The sequence below is a fragment of the Flavobacterium sp. C3NV genome, assembly GCF_046825355.2.
GTDB lineage: Bacteria > Bacteroidota > Bacteroidia > Flavobacteriales > Flavobacteriaceae > Flavobacterium.
In genome coordinates, this window is record NZ_JBKQBJ020000014.1 from 128,694 (window position 1) to 147,818 (window position 19,125).

At 33.8% G+C, this 19,125-nt stretch carries 14 protein-coding genes and 1 other RNA gene; 7 read left to right on the forward strand and 8 right to left on the reverse strand.

Annotated features, from left to right (window positions below):
- Positions 1-20: 20 nt before the first annotated feature.
- Complete coding sequence (locus ACIDC4_RS18820) at positions 21-2,210, forward strand: response regulator (RefSeq protein ID WP_412044888.1); 2,190 nt, start codon at positions 21-23, stop codon at positions 2,208-2,210.
- A 96-nt stretch (positions 2,211-2,306) separates the two neighbouring features.
- Here ACIDC4_RS18820 and ACIDC4_RS18825 read toward each other — a convergent pair whose 3' ends face one another.
- Both ACIDC4_RS18825 and ACIDC4_RS18830 read right to left on the reverse strand, forming a co-directional pair.
- Positions 2,307-3,560, reverse strand: coding sequence for a DEAD/DEAH box helicase (locus ACIDC4_RS18825; RefSeq protein ID WP_230039639.1), 1,254 nt, complete (start codon positions 3,558-3,560; stop codon positions 2,307-2,309).
- A gap of 133 nt (positions 3,561-3,693) precedes the next feature.
- Positions 3,694-4,731: a formimidoylglutamase gene (locus tag ACIDC4_RS18830; RefSeq protein WP_412044887.1), complete on the reverse strand. Its 1,038-nt coding sequence runs from the start codon at positions 4,729-4,731 to the stop codon at positions 3,694-3,696.
- Between the two features lie 97 nt (positions 4,732-4,828).
- Here ACIDC4_RS18830 and ACIDC4_RS18835 point away from each other — a divergent pair, with 97 nt between their 5' ends.
- Entirely contained in the window at positions 4,829-5,707 is an 879-nt protein-coding gene (locus tag ACIDC4_RS18835; protein ID WP_412044886.1) for a hypothetical protein, read from the forward strand.
- Between the two features lie 220 nt (positions 5,708-5,927).
- Here ACIDC4_RS18835 and hutI read toward each other — a convergent pair whose 3' ends face one another.
- Together hutI and ACIDC4_RS18845 are read right to left on the reverse strand one after the other, a co-directional pair.
- On the reverse strand, positions 5,928-7,166 hold the full coding sequence (hutI, locus tag ACIDC4_RS18840; RefSeq protein WP_412044885.1) for an imidazolonepropionase: 1,239 nt from the start codon (positions 7,164-7,166) through the stop codon (positions 5,928-5,930).
- Between the two features lie 96 nt (positions 7,167-7,262).
- On the reverse strand, positions 7,263-8,318 hold the full coding sequence (locus ACIDC4_RS18845) for a glutaminyl-peptide cyclotransferase (RefSeq protein WP_412044884.1): 1,056 nt from the start codon (positions 8,316-8,318) through the stop codon (positions 7,263-7,265).
- Positions 8,319-8,406: 88 nt separating this feature from the next.
- On the opposite strand from ACIDC4_RS18845, the gene ffs reads away from it, so the two are divergent.
- Together ffs and ACIDC4_RS18855 are read left to right on the forward strand one after the other, a co-directional pair.
- An RNA gene (gene ffs, locus ACIDC4_RS18850) (signal recognition particle sRNA small type) lies at positions 8,407-8,504 on the forward strand.
- A 359-nt stretch (positions 8,505-8,863) separates the two neighbouring features.
- Complete coding sequence (locus tag ACIDC4_RS18855) at positions 8,864-9,667, forward strand: SDR family oxidoreductase (RefSeq protein WP_412044883.1); 804 nt, start codon at positions 8,864-8,866, stop codon at positions 9,665-9,667.
- Between the two features lie 28 nt (positions 9,668-9,695).
- Here ACIDC4_RS18855 and ACIDC4_RS18860 read toward each other — a convergent pair whose 3' ends face one another.
- Positions 9,696-11,003 (reverse strand): GAF domain-containing sensor histidine kinase, encoded by a 1,308-nt coding sequence (locus tag ACIDC4_RS18860; RefSeq protein WP_412044882.1) that lies wholly within the window; start codon positions 11,001-11,003, stop codon positions 9,696-9,698.
- A gap of 265 nt (positions 11,004-11,268) precedes the next feature.
- On the opposite strand from ACIDC4_RS18860, the gene fsa reads away from it, so the two are divergent.
- Positions 11,269-11,925 (forward strand): fructose-6-phosphate aldolase, encoded by a 657-nt coding sequence (fsa, locus tag ACIDC4_RS18865; RefSeq protein ID WP_065449355.1) that lies wholly within the window; start codon positions 11,269-11,271, stop codon positions 11,923-11,925.
- 90 nt (positions 11,926-12,015) lie between these two features.
- Entirely contained in the window at positions 12,016-12,177 is a 162-nt protein-coding gene (locus tag ACIDC4_RS18870) for a hypothetical protein (protein ID WP_412044881.1), read from the forward strand.
- A gap of 99 nt (positions 12,178-12,276) precedes the next feature.
- On the opposite strand, the gene ACIDC4_RS18875 is transcribed toward ACIDC4_RS18870, so the two are convergent.
- The 3 genes from ACIDC4_RS18875 to ACIDC4_RS18885 all read right to left on the reverse strand — a co-directional run bounded on the left by ACIDC4_RS18875 (position 12,277) and on the right by ACIDC4_RS18885 (position 15,666).
- The gene (locus ACIDC4_RS18875; RefSeq protein WP_412044880.1) at positions 12,277-13,746 is read right to left on the reverse strand and encodes an MFS transporter; all 1,470 of its coding nucleotides are present in this window, start codon (positions 13,744-13,746) and stop codon (positions 12,277-12,279) included.
- Between the two features lie 176 nt (positions 13,747-13,922).
- Positions 13,923-14,624 carry a LytR/AlgR family response regulator transcription factor gene (locus tag ACIDC4_RS18880; protein ID WP_089481263.1) on the reverse strand — a complete coding sequence of 234 codons (702 nt, stop codon included), beginning with the start codon at positions 14,622-14,624 and terminating at the stop codon, positions 13,923-13,925.
- Entirely contained in the window at positions 14,614-15,666 is a 1,053-nt protein-coding gene (locus ACIDC4_RS18885) for a sensor histidine kinase (RefSeq protein WP_412044879.1), read from the reverse strand. Before ACIDC4_RS18885 ends, ACIDC4_RS18880 begins: the two co-directional genes overlap by 11 nt.
- A 270-nt stretch (positions 15,667-15,936) precedes the next feature.
- Between ACIDC4_RS18885 and ACIDC4_RS18890 the strand changes: the two genes are divergently transcribed.
- Entirely contained in the window at positions 15,937-19,125 is a 3,189-nt protein-coding gene (locus tag ACIDC4_RS18890; protein ID WP_412044878.1) for a SusC/RagA family TonB-linked outer membrane protein, read from the forward strand.

Sequence of the window (19,125 nt, forward strand, 5' to 3'; positions counted from 1 at the left end):
GAATAAACATTTCCCCAATTATGTCTTATTACAGGTTTTATTTTGTATTTTTTGTTTTTCTGAATTTATTTTGTTCTGAGCTATTTGCGCAGACTAATATTACATCAAATGAAAAAGTTAAAGATTTAACGCAACAAGCCTGTGACTATTTAGATAATACCAATTACGAAAAGTCTTTAGAGAAATCCGGTATTGCCTTAAAACATGCTTTTAATATAAAAAATGACACTTTAATTTCCAGGAATTACAATATAATAGCCATTAATTTTCACGAGTTGGGTGAAGTGGATAAAGCAAATTTTTTTTACAAAAAAGCTTTGTCCTATGCTAAGAGATCTAATATTGTAAGCTTACGAATGATGATCACCAGTAATTTAGGAAACTTATGTTTTTTTGAGAAAAAAATGTATAGTGACGGAATTGCTTATTATAAAGAATCACTAAAATTTGGTGACCATGCAAAATATGCTGAAGAAGTTGCCATAACAAACCTTAATATTGTTTGGTCGTATTTTAAAATAGGTAACTATGCCGAAGGGTTACCTTATCTAAATTACATTAATAAAAATCAGAAGGATTTAAAAGGAAAATCAAACGATGTTGCGTTGAATTTTTTGAACGGAATGTACTGGTCAGATAAAAATGATAATGCTAAGGCCAATAACTATTTTTTAAAAGCTATTTCTTACGGAGAGTCTATAAACGAAAAAACAGATTTGTTATACGCTTATTTAGAGTATTCGAAGTTTTTGAATAAGATTCGCAAATTTGAGGATGCTTACAAAAACATGCTGGCTTACAGTATGATCAGAGATGAAATGACGAATAAAGAGAAACTCAAACGAGCGTCTATTGCCGGTTTTAATCTTGAGTTAGATGAATATAAAAGACAAATTGATAAAATCGAGAATGAAAAAGATTCACAATACCAGAGTCTGAAAAAATCAAGGATTATTGTCATTTTGTTTGTCCTGATTTCCCTCATACTTTTTTTTCTGATTATTACGCTGATCAAGAATATCAGGTTTAAGAAAAAACACAATTTAGAGCTTTTAAAAGCAAAAGAAATTGCAGAGGAGGCCTCTTTGCTCAAAACGCAATTTATTTCGACTATAAGCCACGAATTGCGTACTCCATTGTATGGTGTAGTAGGAATTACCAATATGCTGCTTGAAGAACATAAAGAATTATCCAGAAGCCAGCATTTGAGTTCCCTGAAATTTTCAGCCCGATATTTATTGTCATTGGTCAACGATATTCTTCAAATTAATAAAATCGAAGAAAATAAAGTGGTATTAGAGAATTTGACATTCAATATTTCAGATGAAATTACAATGATCAAAAATTCTCTTTCTTTTTTGTCTCAAAAAAATAATAATGAGATTTCTGTAACTATAGATCCCAATATTCCGGAATATTTAATTGGAGATAAATTAAGACTCGCCCAGATCTTGATGAATTTAGTAAGTAATGCATTAAAATTTACTAAAGACGGAGAAGTTGAAATTATCGTAAAACTCAATTATATACAAGGAAAAATGTATTTTCTTGATTTTTTAATTAAAGATAATGGTGTTGGAATTGCGATCGTAGATCAGGGTAAAATCTTTGAAAAATTTGTTCAGGTTGGCCGGAAAGATGAAGATTACCAGGGAACGGGATTAGGCCTGAGTATTGTAAAACGATTGTTAGGACTTTTTGGAAGCACGATTAGTTTAAAGAGTACTATTGGCGAAGGAACTTCATTTACATTTGTAATTCCTTTTGAGTATGATCCGCAAAAGACCAAAAATATTATAGATGAAATTGAGGTAGATTTGACTTCAAGTGAAGTGTATAAAATTTTGATAGTCGAAGATAATCTGATCAACCAACTCGTTACAAAGAAAATTATCGAAAAGAATAATTATATCTGTAAAGTAGTAGACGATGGTTTCGGAGCTTTGGAAATATTAAACAAAGAAGATTTTGACCTTATTTTAATGGATATTAATATGCCTTTGATGAATGGTTTTGAAACGACTAAAAGAATTCGCTTAAAAGGCATAAAAACGCCTATTGTAGCACTGACTGCTTTTGATAAAGATGAAATAACAGATGAAGCAATTTCGTCAGGTATGAATGATATTATCATCAAACCTTTTGAACCTGTTAAGCTTTTTAAGATTATAAGCTACTTGATACATGAAGCAAAAAGCCTCACTCACTAAGTTGTATAAGAATAGATATTAAACACTAATTTCACTAATTAACACAGATTTAAATTAGTGTCAATTGGTGAAATTAGTGTTCAATTGCTAGTGGTATTAATACCAGCGTTTTTTATTTTGCTTAGAAGCGTTTGATTTTCTTGATTTGTGAGCACCACCGCTTCGGTTTGAGTTTTTAGGTTTCTCTTCTGCAGCTGCTTCAGGGCTTCCCGCGTGCCATTGATACGGATGATCTGTAATTGTTTTTACATCTACTTTTATCAATTTCTGAATGTCTTTCCAGTAACCATGTTCGTCTTTGCTGCAAAACGAAATCGCAACTCCACCGTTTCCGGCACGACCTGTACGTCCAATTCTATGTACGTAAGTTTCAGGAATGTTAGGTAAATCAAAGTTGATAACGAATGGCAATTGGTCAATATCAATTCCTCTTGCCGCAATATCTGTGGCAACAAGAACACCAACTTCTTTGTTTTTAAAAGCATCTAAAACACGTTGTCTTGCATTTTGCGATTTATCACCGTGAATAGCTTCTGCAGGGATATCTTTTTTACGCAATGCTTTTACAACATTATCAGCGCCGTGTTTGGTTCTCGAAAAAACCAGTACGTTTGATAAATCTTCGTTTTTTATAAGATGGTATAGTAAATTTCTTTTCTCTGTTTTTTCAACAAAATAAACACGTTGTTCTACGTTTTCTGCTGTAGATGAAACCGGAGAAACTTCAACTTTTGCAGGATCCTGCAAAAACATTTCGGCCAATTCACGAATCGCAATAGGCATTGTTGCAGAAAACAATAAAGTCTGACGGTTTTTAGGAGTCAGTTTTACGATCTTTTTTACATCATTGATAAAGCCCATATCCAGCATTTGATCTGCTTCGTCGAGAACTAAAGTGTGTAAATGATCTAAATCAAGGAAACCTTGTTTTTGTAAATCCAGTAATCTTCCTGGTGTAGCGACTAGAATGTCAACTCCGTTTTTCAGCGCGTCAACCTGAGGGTTTTGCGAAACTCCTCCAAAAATCGTCAATTGAGTCAGGTTGGTATATTTGGCATAAGTGTCAAAACTTTGACCAATTTGAACTGCTAATTCACGAGTTGGAGTAACTATTAGAGCACGAATTACCTTGGCTTTTTTTGTTGAGCCTACAATTCGGTGTAATTGATGTATGATTGGGATTGCAAATGCCGCAGTTTTTCCTGTACCGGTTTGGGCACAACCAATTAAATCCCTTCCTGCCAAAACAATCGGAATAGATTGTTCCTGAATAGGAGTAGGGTTTAGGTAGCCTTCTTCAAATACGGCTTTTTGTATACTTTTTGAAAGTGATAAATCTTCGAATAACATATCTTAGGTATTAAGAATTTAGTTTTAAGTACTAAAATTCTGTGCAAAGATAGGTTTATTCGATCAATCGTTTATTTGATTCTTGTTTTATTTGGCAAATGAACTCGTTTTCAGTCAGTCATCTTTCAATAAATTACTCTTTTTCGTTATTCGCTTTGATAAAATCAGTGACTAAATAACCAATTAATTTTCCAATTAAATTATTGTTTGGAGAATCGGCCAGATCCGGGGCTCCTTCGCAAATATGCAAATAAGTGGCGTTTCTGTGCTGTCCGAAAAAGGAAATAAACTGGCGTAATTCTTCTACAGAAAATCCGCTGATTGTCATCGCACTGCTGGCAATGTTAGGAATCGCGTCCAGATCAATCTCGATACCAAAAGAATCTGTTTTAATAAATTCTAAAGCCAAAGCCATCTCTCTGTCAAAATCTTTTTCTTTACGGATATTTACGCTGTCGTACGTATTGTAACGCACGCGGTCTTCTAATTTTTTGATAATGTCTAAAACACTTTTTGAAGTATAGTTTTCGTGTAAACCAAAAATGAAATATTTTTTTAAGAAACCTTCTTCGTAAGCATACGAGAATCCATTTCCGCTATGACGGCCTTCCAGAATCCTGAAATCAGAATGGGCATCAAAATTAATGGCGTTTATCGGTTTTCCTTTGGCTAAAGCCGAACCTTTTATATTTCCGTAAGCATTATTATGACCTCCGCCAATTATAATGGGGGTTTTTCCTGCTTTTATAATGGTAAAAATAATATGAGAAACTTCTTTGTCTACTTTTTCAACAAGCTGACTTAATTTTGATCGGTCGTCGATATCATTAAAATCGAGGTTTTCGACCTCACGCATTTCTTCAGCAACATTTATATGTCCTAAAACAATAATCTGGCTGCCTTTAGAAAAACGATTGTGTTGTATATTGGCGATACTTTTTATAGCGCTTTCCCATGCCGATGCTGCTCCGGGCCTACCGTAATTGGCTCGCACACCAATATCTTCCGGAATTCCGAGTAATACATATTTAGCTTCGCTTTCTTTTAGAAAAGTAACTTTATCAACTCCTTTAGGGATGATAATCATCTTTTCTCCAAACTTTATTTCACCACTACGATGATTTGTGACTTTTGCTAAATCATTAATAGTAAACGGTACTAATTTCTCCATGAAAAAAATTTATTTTCCAAAAATAATATAATTGTAGTAACTTACGTTATAACCTTATATTAATTCTTAAATTTGTTTTAAAGAAAATTTTTTAAATATGGAAAACCCAAAGAACAACAATTCAAGTCTAAAGGCGGTAATCGCAGTTTTAGCAGTCCTACTAATTGGTAGCTTAGTGTATATTTTTAAATTGTCGTCAGATTCAGATGTAACAAAAACTGAACTTACAACAACTCTAACAGAGAAAGAATCTGTTATGAAAGATTTGCAGGAGTTAAAAACAACTTATGATGCTGCAATCGCTGAAAATACTTCGATGTCTGATGAATTAATTCAGGAAAGAGACAAAGTAGTAGCTTTGATGGATGATTTGAATAAATCAAAAGGTGATGTATCTAAATTTAGATCTCAGGTTCAGGCAATGCAAGGTAAAATGAAAACTTTAGTTGCTGAAAACGATGAACTAAAAAAGCAAAATGGTGTTTTAACAACTCAAAGAGACAGTACAATTGTAGTTTTAGGTGAATCTAAAAAATATAATGAAGTACTTGTAGGTCAAAACGAAGAATTGGCTAAAACTGTTGAAAAAGGGGCTAAATTATCAATCTTGAACACTAAAACTTCTGCTTATAAATTAAGAAGTTCTGGAAAACAAATTGAAACTGACAAAGCAAGCCGTGCTGATGTTTTAAAAATTAGTTTTACTGTTGCTGAAAACCAAATCGCTAAATCTGGTGATAAAACGTATTATGTACAGGTTATCGATTCTAAAAACAATGTTTTAGGAGATAAGAAAACAGAAAGTTTTGGTGATAATACTTTAACTTATAGTTTTAAAACTACTGTTAAGTACGAAAACAAAACAGTTAACGTAAGTGAAGATTTACCAGGTAAAGATTTTGCTAAAGGAGCTTATTTTATCAATGTTTTTGATAACGATGAATTAGTTTCTAAAACTAGTTTTAACTTAAGATAATACTAGTAGTCGCTTAAGGTTACAATACCACTAAAATATTAAAGGTCTGTGAAGTTTCACAGACCTTTTTTTATGGGATAAAGTGGGGGTGTTTTGGTATAAAAAGAAGAATAGATTCTAAAAGAACTTTTTTTTTACCATTAAGAGATTAAGAAAAATAAAGTTTTTAGAGCTTAAAGAAACTTAATCTCTTAATGGTTCAAGAATAAAAGCTTAATTTTTAGACTAAAATTTCACCTTCAATAAAAACGCTTTCTATTAGATTACTGCCAAAAGCGTATGGAATCTGGTAGTAAGATGAAATAGGTTTTGTCAGGATCACATTGGCTTTTTTACCTCTGGTGATACTTCCGTGGGTTTCTGAAACACCCATTGCGTAAGCTCCGTTTATAGTTGCTGCATTAATAGCTTCCTCAGGAGTCATTTTCATTTTGATACAAGCTGTTGCTACGACAAAATTCATGTTTCCGGATGGAGTAGAACCAGGATTAAAATCGGTTGCTAAGGCTAATGGAAGTCCCGCTTTTATCATTTCGCGAGCCGGTGTATAAGGAATACTTAAAAAATAAGAGCACGATGGTAATGCTACAGGCATTGTTTCTGTGTTTTTTAAAGCGTCGATGTCTTCGGGGTTCATAATTTCAAGATGATCGACTGAAAGGGCTTTAAATTTAATTCCGGCCTGTATTCCGCCAATAGAATTAAATTGATTGACGTGAATTTTTGGCTTTAAGCCGAAATTTATTCCCGCCTGCATAATTTGCTCTGTTTCTTCGACAGAAAAATAACCTGTTTCGCAGAAAACATCAACATAATCGGCTAGTTTGTTTTGAGCAATTTCGGGCAGCATTTTATTGATGATTTCATCGATATAACCTGCTTTATTGTCTTTATAATGTACAGGAAAGGCATGTGCGCCAAGAAAAGTAGCTTTTATTTCGATAGGATAATTCTCGGCCAGTTTTTTTATGACACGAAGCATTTTGAGTTCGCCTTCGATCGTTAAGCCATATCCGGATTTTATTTCTACCGCTCCGGTTCCTAAATGCATGACTTCTTCTAATCGAATTTTTGACTGCTCGTAGATTTCTTCCTCTGAAGTTTCGTTGAGTTTTTTAGCCGAATTTAGAATCCCGCCGCCACGATTGGCGATTTCTTCATAAGTAAATCCGTTTATGCGATCTACAAATTCCTGTTCGCGATTTCCCGCATAAACAATATGGGTATGGCTGTCGCACCAGGTAGGAAGTACAACTCGGCCTGCAGCATCAATAATTTTATCAGCTTTAATTTCAGGAAGATTTTCCATTGCACCAAAATCAGCAATAAGATTATCTTTTATAACTAAGAAAGCATTTTTGATGGTAGGAAGAATAGCCATTTCAGCACCTGAAACTTTAGCTATTGAAGTTTCACGAACCTGAAGCAGTTCTTGTATGTTGGTAATTAATGTAGTCATTATTGATATTGTTTTAAAACACAAATTTCACAAATTATCACGAACTAATCCGTGAAACCTGTGAAATTCGTGTTTAATATTGAATTTATTTTTAGTTTATTCTGAAACCGTTATTTCGAACATTTTGCTCCAGTTTTTACCTGTTACGAAAATAGTTTTAGTTTTAGGATTGTAGGCAATTCCGTTTAAAACATCTTCTTTGGTTATTTTGGCATCCATAAATTTTCTCAAGCCAGACATGTCTAAGATTCCCTCAACAGCTCCTGATGTAGGGTTTACCACTGCAATAGCATCTTTAAACCATACATTGGTATAGATTTTTCCGTTAATCCATTCTAACTCATTGATTGCTTTAATTTTTGAAGTTCCTGAGTATACATTAATATAATCTACCATTTTTTGAGTTGCCGGATCCATTTTCCAGATTTTTTCTGTTTTATCTGTTTGGTAAATGTATTTTCCGTCATTTGTCATTCCCCATCCTTCAATGTCTTTTTCGTAAGCAAAGGTTTTTTCCAGTTTTAAAGTATTAGCGTCATAGATAAAACCTTTCTTATTTTGCCAGGTCAATTGAAACAACTTGCCATTGATAAAGGTAATACCTTCGCCAAAATATTGTTTATCAAGATCAATTTGTTTGTAGATCTTTCCTGTTTTATAATCGTATTTTCTTAAATATGATGCACCTTCCTGACCAGTACTTTCGTATAAAGTATCCTTGTAAAACTCTAAACCTTCCGTAAAAGATAAGGTATCGTGAGCATATGTATTTACGATCTTATATTTTAAAGCTTTTGGTTCGACATCAGATACTAATTCGATTCGTTTGGTTGCATCAGACGAGCTTGATCCAAAATAAACGGTTGCTTTTAAGTACTGGTATCCTAGCTTTTGATCTTTTAATGGGAAATTAAATTTTGAAGCTCCTTTTGTACTTCCCACTTTTTTATCATTAACAAAGTAAACAATGCTGTCGATTTCTTTCGAATTTGGGTTCGAAATTCCAACAGAAAGTGCTTCTTTTTGGGTAAAATGTGCCGGAAAAGCAGAATCATCAATATTAAATAAAGAATTTTCACCTTTATTTTTATCTCCACATCCAATTAATGTGATTCCTAATAAAATGAAAGCTAGGAAGTTATAATTTTTCATAGTTTAAAATTTGAATAAGCCAATATACAACGATATTTTTATAGCAACAAAGGTCTTGCAAAAATATAAAAAGATTGTATATTTGCACCGGCAAGTCCTACACGACCAGCTCCTGCAGACTCCCCCAGGATGGGAACATAGCAAGGGTACGTGGTTGAGCGGTGCGATGTAGGTCGCTTGCCATTTTTTTTATTCCCGATGTTTCGGGATTTTTTTTTATAATTAATTCAAATCTAGTCTTCCTTATGGAGGATTTTTTTATTTTTGGACCTTGGGAAAGTTGGATTGATTTTAGAACCTGTGGAGGGATAAATAAATTTAACCGCAAAGGACGCTAAGTTTTTTTTGAATATGCTAAGTTTTGTGAAAAGACAAAGTTCGCAAAGCTTTGTGTGCTTAGATTGTGTTAATACAACTTAAATCTTAGTCAACTCTGCGAAAAACCTTTGTGTTCTCTGCGGTAAAAAATAATTAATGAGTATGTTTTTCTATGTAATATTAGTGATCTCTCTTATAACCTATAACCTATAACATCTAACCTACAAATGAGTAAAGTCGTTTTAATTACCGGAGGATCCTCAGGGATTGGAAAATCAATTGGAGAATTTTTGCAAAAAAAAGGTTTTGTGGTCTACGGAACAAGCAGAAATCCGGAGAAAGTACTGAATTCAGTTTTCCCGTTGGTGGCTTTAGATGTTCGTAATGCTGAATCTATAAAGTCAGCGGTGGCTAAAATTATTGCCAATTCAGGTCGGTTAGATGTGGTGATTAATAATGCTGGTGTTGGAATTACTGGTCCTTTAGAAGAAATACCGACTGAAGAAATCAGGAATAATTTTGAAACCAACTTTTTTGGACCAATTGAAGTAATGAAAGCGGTTTTGCCACAAATGCGTGAACAAAAATCGGGTTTAATTATTAATATTACCTCGATCGCCGGTTATATGGGATTGCCGTACAGAAGTGTTTATTCGGCATCGAAAGGAGCGTTAGAATTAATTACTGAGGCTTTGCGTATGGAAGTAAAGTCATTTGGAATAGAAATTACCAGTATTGCACCAGGCGATTTTGCTACTAATATTGCTTCGGGTCGTTATCATGCACCGGTTATAGAAGGTTCGGCTTACGCGAAAGTTTATGGAGACAATCTTGCAACGATGAACGAACATGTTGATGCCGGAAGTAATCCTAATGAAATGGCTGAGGCAGTTTATAAAATTATGCAGCAAAAAAAGCCAAACGTACATTATAAAGTGGGCGCTTTTATGCAAAAGTTTTCGATCGTTTTAAAACGCGCGCTTCCGGACAAAGTGTATGAAAAAATGCTGATGAACCATTATAAAATATAATAAAATGAATCAGGAGCAAAATTTGAAGTTATTCTACAGGAATAAAAATGTCAAATTTTGCTCCCTGATTTAAAACTCCTTCTGCTTTAATAAATCCGTTGTGATTTTCTACGATTCGTTTTACGATTGTTAAGCCAATTCCGGTACTTTTTAAAGGTTTTGTATGCAATGCCTGAAAGAGCCCGAATATTCTTTCGTTGTACAATTGATCAAATCCAATACCATTGTCAGAAATCGTTATTTTGTAATATTTAGTAAGCGGCGAAAGCTTGTCTAGCTGACCATTTGTAATTTCTGCAGATACTGTAATGATTAAGTTTCGGTCAGGACTGGCAAATTTCAATGAATTGCTGATCAGGTTATAAAGTAATTGCCTGAATTGAAATTCGATTACAGAGAGTTTGCCTAATTCTTGTATGTCAAAAACTACATTTTTGTTTTCGAACTCATCTGAAAGATCTTCGATAACATCTCTGGCTATATTGTTTAAGTCTTTTACTTCGAATTTTCTGTCATCAAATTTTGTTTTAGAATAAATCAAAAGATCGTTGATCAGGTTTTGCATTCGATAGGCTGATGTTTTTATTTTATGAAATGCAGTTTTGCCTTTTTCGGATAAATTATCAACTTCTTCGCGCTCAATGGTGTCGGTAAAAAGCTGAATTTTACGTAAAGGTTCCTGAAGATCATGACTTGAAATGTAATTGAAAGCCTCTAGTTCGCTGTTCATTTTTTCGAGCGAAAGATTTTTTTCGATCAGTTTTTTCTTGAAATCTGAGTTTAATCTTTCAGCTTCATTTTTTTCGACTTGAGTTTTTTCAAGCAAATGTGTTTTTTCTTCGAGAACTTTTTTGCTTGCCACTGTTTGCTCTATTGCCGAAAGATGAAACGAGATAAGTTCAGCAAATAGATTGAACATTTCGCGGACTTTAAACTCTTTAAGGCTGTTTGGTTTTGGGTCGATGGCGCATAATGTACCAAAGAAACTCCCGTCCTGACGTATAATGGGCACCGAAATATAGCTTTGTAATTTGTACATAGCAGGAGTATGGTGGTCATGATAGTCTTTGTCTTCGCTTACATTATCAATTATAACAGGTTTTGGGTTTTGCCTGATTTCGTCGCAAATTGTGGTTTTTATTTTTAATTCGTCTCCGGGTTTTAAGCCAAAAAGTACATTGTCCTGAACGCTGCAGGTAATCCATCGATCCTCGGTAACTCTTGCTATTGCTGCAAAACCCATTCCGGTAGTCTGGCAAATAACGTTGAGTAAATTGGGAACAATTGAAATGTTCTCGATATTGATTATATCTTGTTTGAAATTATCTTCTAGCACTTTTAAGGGAGATGTTTTTAATTCTTTAAAAGTACAAAAATAAAACTAGTTTAATACTAAAGGTATTTTCTTATCATTTTGGAGTTTAGAATTATTTTTTACTTTTTTATTTTATGGAAATATAAATTGTAATTTTGCACCGAATTTGCGTTAGGGATAGGAACGATATCCTTTTATTTTTTTTCTTTAGAAAAATAAAAGATATAGAGGATAGCCCGACCGTAGGGAACGCCCAAAAACAGAACACAATTAAATAGATATAATTATGAAATTTTTTATTGACACAGCTAATTTAGCTCAGATTAAAGAAGCACAGGCTTTAGGTGTTTTAGATGGTGTAACCACTAACCCGTCTTTGATGGCAAAAGAAGGAATTACCGGAAAAAACAACATTTTGAAGCATTATGTAGATATTTGCAACCTTGTTGAAGGTGATGTAAGTGCTGAAGTTAATGCACTGGATTATGATGGAATGATCAAAGAAGGTGAAGAGTTAGCTGAATTGCATGACCAGATCGTAGTTAAATTACCTATGACTAAGGAAGGTGTAATGGCTGCGAAATATTTTTCTGACAAAGGAATTAAAACTAACGTAACACTTGTGTTTTCTGCAGGTCAGGCTTTATTGGCTGCAAAAGCTGGAGCTACTTATGTTTCTCCTTTTATTGGTCGTTTGGATGATGTTTCTACAGACGGTTTGAATTTAATTCAGGAAATTAGAGAAATTTATGATAACTACGGTTACGAAACTCAAATTTTGGCAGCTTCTGTACGTCACACAATGCATATTGTAAACTGTGCTAAAATTGGTGCAGATGTTATGACAGGACCTCTTTCTGCAATTTACGGATTGTTGAAACACCCATTGACTGATATTGGATTGGCTCAATTTGTTGCTGATTTCGAAAAAGGAAATAAGTAAGAATCAGATCTTTATAATTTAAAAATCGTCATCCTTGTAAAAAGGGTGACGATTTTTTTTTACTTTTATGTGTCTCAAAAAGAAATACATATGAAAAAAGTTGTTCTGATTATTGCATTTTTTATTGTGAGTTTCGGTGTAAATGCACAAGCGGCCAAAATAATAAAATCGGTTAATGATGCTGGTGATGTCGCTACTTTTGAATTGGATTGTTCAGTGCTAAATAGAGGTTCTAAGATGCTAAGATTCTAAGGTTCTGAGGTTCTGAGGTTTTTCTTTTAAGAATAAAAAAAATCCCAAATTCCAATTTTGTGGATTGGAATTTGGGATTTTTTATGCTTTTATAATTTTTTAGTGACCTCCGCCACCGCCTTCAATATGGTTGATTCCTTGTTTTTTTAATATTTTAGGGCAATAGAAACCGTAAAATGCTAAATAAGCAAAACCAAGAAGTGGAACAATGTAAGAGAAATGTGTCCAGGTAATACCTAATATTCCGCCTGGACTTGTATGATCGATATCACAGATTGCTCCCTGAACCAAAGGAATAACTCCTCCTCCTAAAATCATCATAATTAAGAATGAAGATGCTTTTCCTGTGTTTTTCCCTAATCCTGCGATCGCTAAATCGAAGATTGATGGCCACATGATAGATAAGAATAAACCTCCGGAGATAAAGAAGAATTTAGCAATTGATGGGTCTGGCCATGCTAATCCGGCAAGCATCATTAATAATCCTGATATTCCGAAAAGCATTAAAGTTTTTCCGGCATTTTTACCTCCTACGAAACTTACGGCAATAAACAATAAGATCCAGATTGGGTAAATGTAGAATGCAGAAACATCGTGCGCAGCAAAAATATTAGCTCCAATAATTACTCCAAAAGCTATAGCCGGTACAATGAATTTTAGTGCTGTATTTACTAAGTTTGAAGTGTTGAAAACGTTTACACCACCATTCCAGCGACCAATCATTAAACTTCCCCAATAAAGGGCGATAAATGGTGCGATGGCATCTTCGAGAACGTTACCAAATTCTGCTGTGTGTAATAAAGCGGGTAAATTACTGATGATAGTTACCTCAGTACCAACATAGATAAAGATACCTAACATTCCCAAATATAATTGTGGATAATCTGAGATGTTGAATTTTTCGTGTGCTACTTTAACTACTTCTTCCTCTTCTTTTGCAGGATCTTCGATTTTAGAGAAGTTCATGAAAATGGCTACTGCAATAAAAGCAAGCCCAAGAATAACGAAAGGTAGTTTGATATCTTCTAATGAAAGTGAAGTGTTTTTGTTGTCACCCATTCCAAACAAAGCGATTCCTAAAAGAATAGCTCCAATTGTTGTTCCGAAAGAGTTGATTCCTCCGGCTAATGTCAAACGGTGCGCTCCTGTTGCAGGGCTTCCCATTTTAATGGCCAACGGATTGGCTACAATTTGCTGTATCGAAAATCCTAAACCTACAGTAAATAAAGCGGTTAGGAAGAAAGGGAAACTTTCCATTGTTGCAGCAGGAATGAATAAAAATGATCCAACTGCTGAAAGAAGTAAACCGGCAGATAAGGTTTTTTTATATCCGAATTTTTGTAAAACATCTAATTTTAAGGATACTAAAAAGAAAATCATAGATCCTACAAAGTATGCCGCATAAAATGCCCAGGCTACTAATTGTGATTGAACCTGAGATAAAGTAAATACTTTTTTGAAGACGGGAATCAGGATATCATTGGCAGAACCAACAAAACCCCAAAAGAAGAAAACAATTATCAACGAGATAAACTGTCCCCATTTGGTTTGAACATTTTCTGAACTCATAATTTAAGAGGTTAATTTTTTATTTTATTGTTTTTTGAAGACCGTAAATATATTTGTTAAGTATATCAAAAAAAAATAAAAAGGCACAAATAATGTTAAATTTAAACCAACGGCGTCATTTTTTCAACAATGTGTTAATTTTTACCGACTTAGAAAATGAATTTAAAAGTTAAAGTTTATTCTAAAATTTTGTTTTTGACCTCTTTGCTGTAATTTCTGCCTATTGGAATGGTGTAAGATTGTATCTGAATACGGTTTCCTTCGATAGATTTTACCTTATTTAGCGCAATTACGTAAGATTTATGGATGCGCAAAAAGCGATCTGCGGGTAATTCTTCTGACAAAGATGTGAGTGATTTATGGGTAATATAGGTTTTATCCGGAGTAACTACTTTGATGTATTCTTTCATTCCTTCGACAAATAAAATTTCTTCGATATTAATTTTCATCATCTTTTTATCGACCTTGATAAAAATATGAGAATCGCCCTTTGTGGTTTCGACCTTAATATTGTTTTTTAAATTGTACTCGGTAGTAATTTTATTAATGCATTTTATAAATCGCGGCAGCGGGATAGGTTTTACTAAATAATCCAGAACATCAAGATCGTAGCTTTCTGCAGCAAATTCCCTAAAAGCGGTAGTAATGATAACTTTGGTTTTATTTTCGATTAAACTAATAAGTTCAAAACCGGTCATCATAGGCATATTGATGTCCAGAAATACGGCATCGACAGTAGTACTGTTTATAAAATCAAGCGCTTCCAGAGAATTATTGAATGTACCAATTACTTCAAAATCTGTAAAATTTGTAAAATAATTTTGCAGGACTTTGATCGCCAATGGCTCATCGTCAATCAACACGCATTTAATTTTCATTATCAATAGGTATTTGCAAACGAATTATATAGTAGTTTAGTTTTGTTGTATGCTTTAAACTGAAATCGTTTTTGTAAATTAATTTTAATCTTTTCTTGGTATTTACTAAACCAATTCCGCCTTTGGTATTAAGATTTTGTGAATTTACAAAATTATTTAGGATTTCAAAATCTAACATTTTATTGTCAATGACTTTACAATTAATCTTAATTTTTAGATTATTGTTGTTGATTCCTCCGTGTTTAAAGGCGTTTTCGACCAATGAAATGAATATCAAAGGAGGTACAACAATATCTTCTATATTCGATTCGAGATTGACCGTAACTTCTACATTCTCAAAGCGTAACTTCTCGATTTCGATATAATTCTGAATATAATCAATTTCTTTAATTAATGGAACAAATTTGGTACCTTTTACATCATATAAAACATATTCCATCAAATTTGATAGTTTTATAATAACATCCGGAACCTTATCTGATGATTCTAATGATAAAGCGTAAAGATTATTTAGTGTATTGAAAAAGAAATGCGGCTGAATTTGATTTTCAAGATATTTCAATTTGATTTTAAACTGGTTTTCTCTTAAAGACCTGTTTCGTTCTCTTTCGCGAAGCCATGTTAAAGTGAGGTAAACAGATGAAGCCATAGCCAGCACATACAACTCTCCTATACAAACTGCCAGAATATGATTGATATCAAAAGGATGATATTCTCTATTGGCTTCCGGCCAGATGTTTTCGGATATAATATAATAGGTTAAAACTGTTTTTAGCAGATAGATACCAAAAAGGCTTGCTATTAATGCGAGAGTATAGGGAATATATTTTTGTTTCAATACATATTTTGGCACCAAAACAAAAAGGTTAAAATACACTAACGGAATGTGCAGGGAGAACTCAATTAAGTTCGATTTGAACGAATAAGGATAATCATTAAAGTAAGCTCCCCATCGCAAAAAGTTAAGAGTGAAGTAGCTGCCCCAAAACCAAACATGATTTTTGAGCTTAATATCAAATTTTAATTTTTGGATTTCGGTCAACTTTAATTTGGTGATTTAGGGTTGTATAATTTCTTGGTGGGAAATATTGTGCAACTTTAAACAATTACTGGGTAAAACACAATTCTTTTGAATAAAATTTTATAAAAAAAGACATATTTTATATTATTTATGTGGGATATCGTTTTCGTAAAACATATTGTTGATTGTTTTGTGTCGTTCGTTTACGGTTTTGTGTCGTATGTTTAAAATGTTTTATTTATGTTAATTTTAACAATAAATTTATCGCTTAACCAACAAAACCATGATAAAATGAAACAAATTATGTTAATCTTTATGTTTGTTTTTACGGCGCAGGTTTCACTTGCACAAGTAAAAACAATCAAAGGTTTAGTAAGCGATCAAAACGGATTGCCGCTGCCGGGAGTAAGTATTATTATTCAGGGTACGAAAACCGCAACCCAATCTGATTATGACGGAAAATATACGATACAGGCATCGACAGGAGATGTTCTTGTTTTTTCGTATATCGGAATTAAAACTAAGACAGCAACTGTAGCAGAATCATCTACAGTAAATGTTGTGCTTACAGAAGATGCACAAAACCTAAATGAAGTTGTCGTTACCGCATTGGGTATCAAGAGACAGAAGAAAGAATTGGGTTATGCAGTTCAGGACATTAAAGGTGATCAGCTTAATAAAGTGATTACCACAAATGTTGCATCAGGACTTTCAGGCAAAATTGCCGGTGTTGATATTTCTATGCCTGCCACAGGAGCCGGAGGAAGTGCCAGAGTAATCATTAGAGGAATTTCGAGTATAGGTGAGAGTAACCAGCCACTTTATATTGTAGACGGAGTTCCTATTGATAACTCAGGATTGAATAATGACACTGCCGCAGCCAGTAAATGGTTTGACGGAAGAGATAACGGAGATGGAATTTCTAGTATTAATCCAAATGATATTGAGAGTCTTACTGTATTAAAAGGTGCAGCGGCATCAGCTTTATATGGTTCAAGAGCGTTAAACGGTGTAATCTTAATTACAACTAAAAAAGGAAGTAAAGGAAAATTGCAAGTAGAACTAACAAGTGGGGTTAGTTTTGATCGTGTAAATGCGAAATACGATGATTTTCAGACTGAATACGGTACAGGAAATCGCGGAATTTTGCCAGATCCTACAAAAGCACCAACTGAAATTTACGGATATACAACCAGTGCATGGGGACCTAAATTTTCTAATAATATAGGAACGCAGGTAAAAATATTTGATGGTTCTATGCGACCTTATGCAAGAGTGGAAAATAATATTCAGGATTTTTTTAAGACCGGAGTTACAACTACAAACGGAATTGCTCTTTCTGGCGGAAGTGAAAATGCATTTCTTCGTTTTGGATTTAATAATATGAAAAATGACGATGTTGTTCCTAATTCCGGATTAGAAAGAAACAATGCGACTTTAAATGGTACTTTAAAATCAGATAAATTTACTTTGGATGCTAATGTAAATTATGTAGTCGAAACTACAAATAATAGACCAGGATTAGGTGATTCACCAAACAATGTGGGCTACTCTTTAAGTGGTCTGGCACCTAATATTGATCAGGCATGGTTACAAAATTATGGAAATCCGGAGACCGGAGAAGTTTATAAATGGAATAACAATATTTATCAATTAAATCCTTATTTAACAGTAAACGCCAATCACAACTCTACTACGAAAAATCGTTTTACAGGGAATGTTGCCGGAACATACCAGCTTGAAAAATGGGTTGGATTGACTTTTAGAACTGGTTTAGATACTTATGTTTTTGATTCTAAAGATTTCATGGTGCCAGGAAGTACATGGCCAGGAAGAGATACTGGTTATCTTAGAGTGGGGGATATTACCGTTTCTGAAATGAATACGGATGTTATTGCTACTTTTAGCGAAATAAAATTAGCTACTGATTTGACTTTCTCAGGAATTTTAGGAGCAAACAGAAGAGATTTTAGAAGGTCAGAAAATTCTAGTGAGGGAACCAATATTATTCAACCAGGAACAGAATTTATCAGTAATTTTTCGACTCAGACCATAAATGCACCAATAGAAACAAGAACAAGAACAAATTCTGTTTACGGTTCCGCAAAGTTTGATTATAAAGGTTATTTATATGCCGAGTTTACGGGAAGAAACGACTGGTTTAGCGTGATCAATAAAGATGCTTTTTATCCTGGGGCTTCTTTAGGTTTTGTATTCTCAGATGCATTTAATATTAAGAGTGATACTTTTTCTTATGGAAAATTAAGAGCTTCATGGGCAAAAGTTTCTAATGCGCCGGGAGCTTATAAAAATGCATTAAACTATACTACGTATTCTTCTTACGACGGACAAAGTGTTGTAAATGTTAAGAATACATCCGCACCAAATGCCAACCTTACCTTTCAATCAAAAACAGGAATCGAATTTGGTTTAGAAACGGCTTTCTTTAAAAACAGATTAAAAGCAGATATTACTGTATATCGTGAAGATACAGCTGATCAAACGCTTGATTTAGCATCTTCATCAACATCAGGATATGAATTTCTTTCGGTAAATGCCGGAGAATTGCGTAACGAAGGTATTGAGATCTTTTTATCTGGTTCTCCAATAAAAACTAAGGATTTTGAATGGGGAATTGATTTGAATTTTTCTAAGAATAAAAACTCAATTCTTTCTTTACATCCAGAAATTAATACGTACACAATTTCTGAAGCTCGTTGGGCTAATGCAGCAATTGTAGCTCAGGTTGGTGGAAAATACGGAACTATCATCGGAAAAGATTTTGAAAGAACACCATCGGGAGAAATGATTGTGGGTGCAAATGGTATGCCTATATACACAGATACTAAAGTGGCTTTAGGAAAAGGAGTTCCGGATTGGGCTGCTGGTTTAACCAACAGATTTTCTTATAAAGGAATCACGCTTCAGTTTTTATTAGATATGAAATTTGGTATGGATGTGTATTCTATGACAAACTCAGTTGCTGCAACAAGAGGATTATTAGATGTTACTACAGAAGGAAGGGATGCTTATATTGCTGCAAGAACACAAGCTGCTGCAAGTGATCCTAATTTCGATATAAATACCTGGGTTCCTACTGGTGGTTATATAGCAAATGCAGTGGTAAATACAGGAACAGCCGAGAATCCTGTTTATGTAAAAAACACAAAACCTGTAGATCCTCAGGAATATTGGAGAGATGTTACAGAAAATACTCCTGCACCATTCGTCTATGATGCTTCGTACGTAAAATTAAGAGAGGTAAGTTTAGGCTATACTATTCCTAAAAGTGTTTTTGGCGGAGCGAAAATAAATTCAATCTATGTTTCTGTATTTGGAAGAAATCTACTGACATTCAATAAAGATTTACCAAACGTTGATCCGGAGTCGATGTATACTTCAGGAAACGGACAAGGTTTTGAGTATGGATCATTGCCATCAAGACAATCGTATGGTTTTAATATTAAAATTACATTCTAA

Excerpts from the sequence above, each read along its gene's own strand:
- ACIDC4_RS18880 (WP_089481263.1), bottom strand. The coding sequence starts at position 14,624 with ATGAAAATTAAATGCGTGTTGATTGACGATGAGCCATTGGCGATCAAA.
- ACIDC4_RS18875 (WP_412044880.1), bottom strand. The coding sequence starts at position 13,746 with ATGAGTTCAGAAAATGTTCAAACCAAATGGGGACAGTTTATCTCGTTG.
- ACIDC4_RS18890 (WP_412044878.1), top strand. The coding sequence starts at position 15,937 with ATGAAACAAATTATGTTAATCTTTATGTTTGTTTTTACGGCGCAGGTT.
- ACIDC4_RS18855 (WP_412044883.1), top strand. The coding sequence starts at position 8,864 with ATGAGTAAAGTCGTTTTAATTACCGGAGGATCCTCAGGGATTGGAAAA.
- ACIDC4_RS18825 (WP_230039639.1), bottom strand. The coding sequence starts at position 3,560 with ATGTTATTCGAAGATTTATCACTTTCAAAAAGTATACAAAAAGCCGTA.
- ACIDC4_RS18830 (WP_412044887.1), bottom strand. The coding sequence starts at position 4,731 with ATGGAGAAATTAGTACCGTTTACTATTAATGATTTAGCAAAAGTCACA.
- ACIDC4_RS18870 (WP_412044881.1), top strand. The coding sequence starts at position 12,016 with ATGAAAAAAGTTGTTCTGATTATTGCATTTTTTATTGTGAGTTTCGGT.
- hutI (WP_412044885.1), bottom strand. The coding sequence starts at position 7,166 with ATGACTACATTAATTACCAACATACAAGAACTGCTTCAGGTTCGTGAA.
- ACIDC4_RS18845 (WP_412044884.1), bottom strand. The coding sequence starts at position 8,318 with ATGAAAAATTATAACTTCCTAGCTTTCATTTTATTAGGAATCACATTA.
- ACIDC4_RS18820 (WP_412044888.1), top strand. The coding sequence starts at position 21 with ATGTCTTATTACAGGTTTTATTTTGTATTTTTTGTTTTTCTGAATTTA.
- ACIDC4_RS18835 (WP_412044886.1), top strand. The coding sequence starts at position 4,829 with ATGGAAAACCCAAAGAACAACAATTCAAGTCTAAAGGCGGTAATCGCA.
- fsa (WP_065449355.1), top strand. The coding sequence starts at position 11,269 with ATGAAATTTTTTATTGACACAGCTAATTTAGCTCAGATTAAAGAAGCA.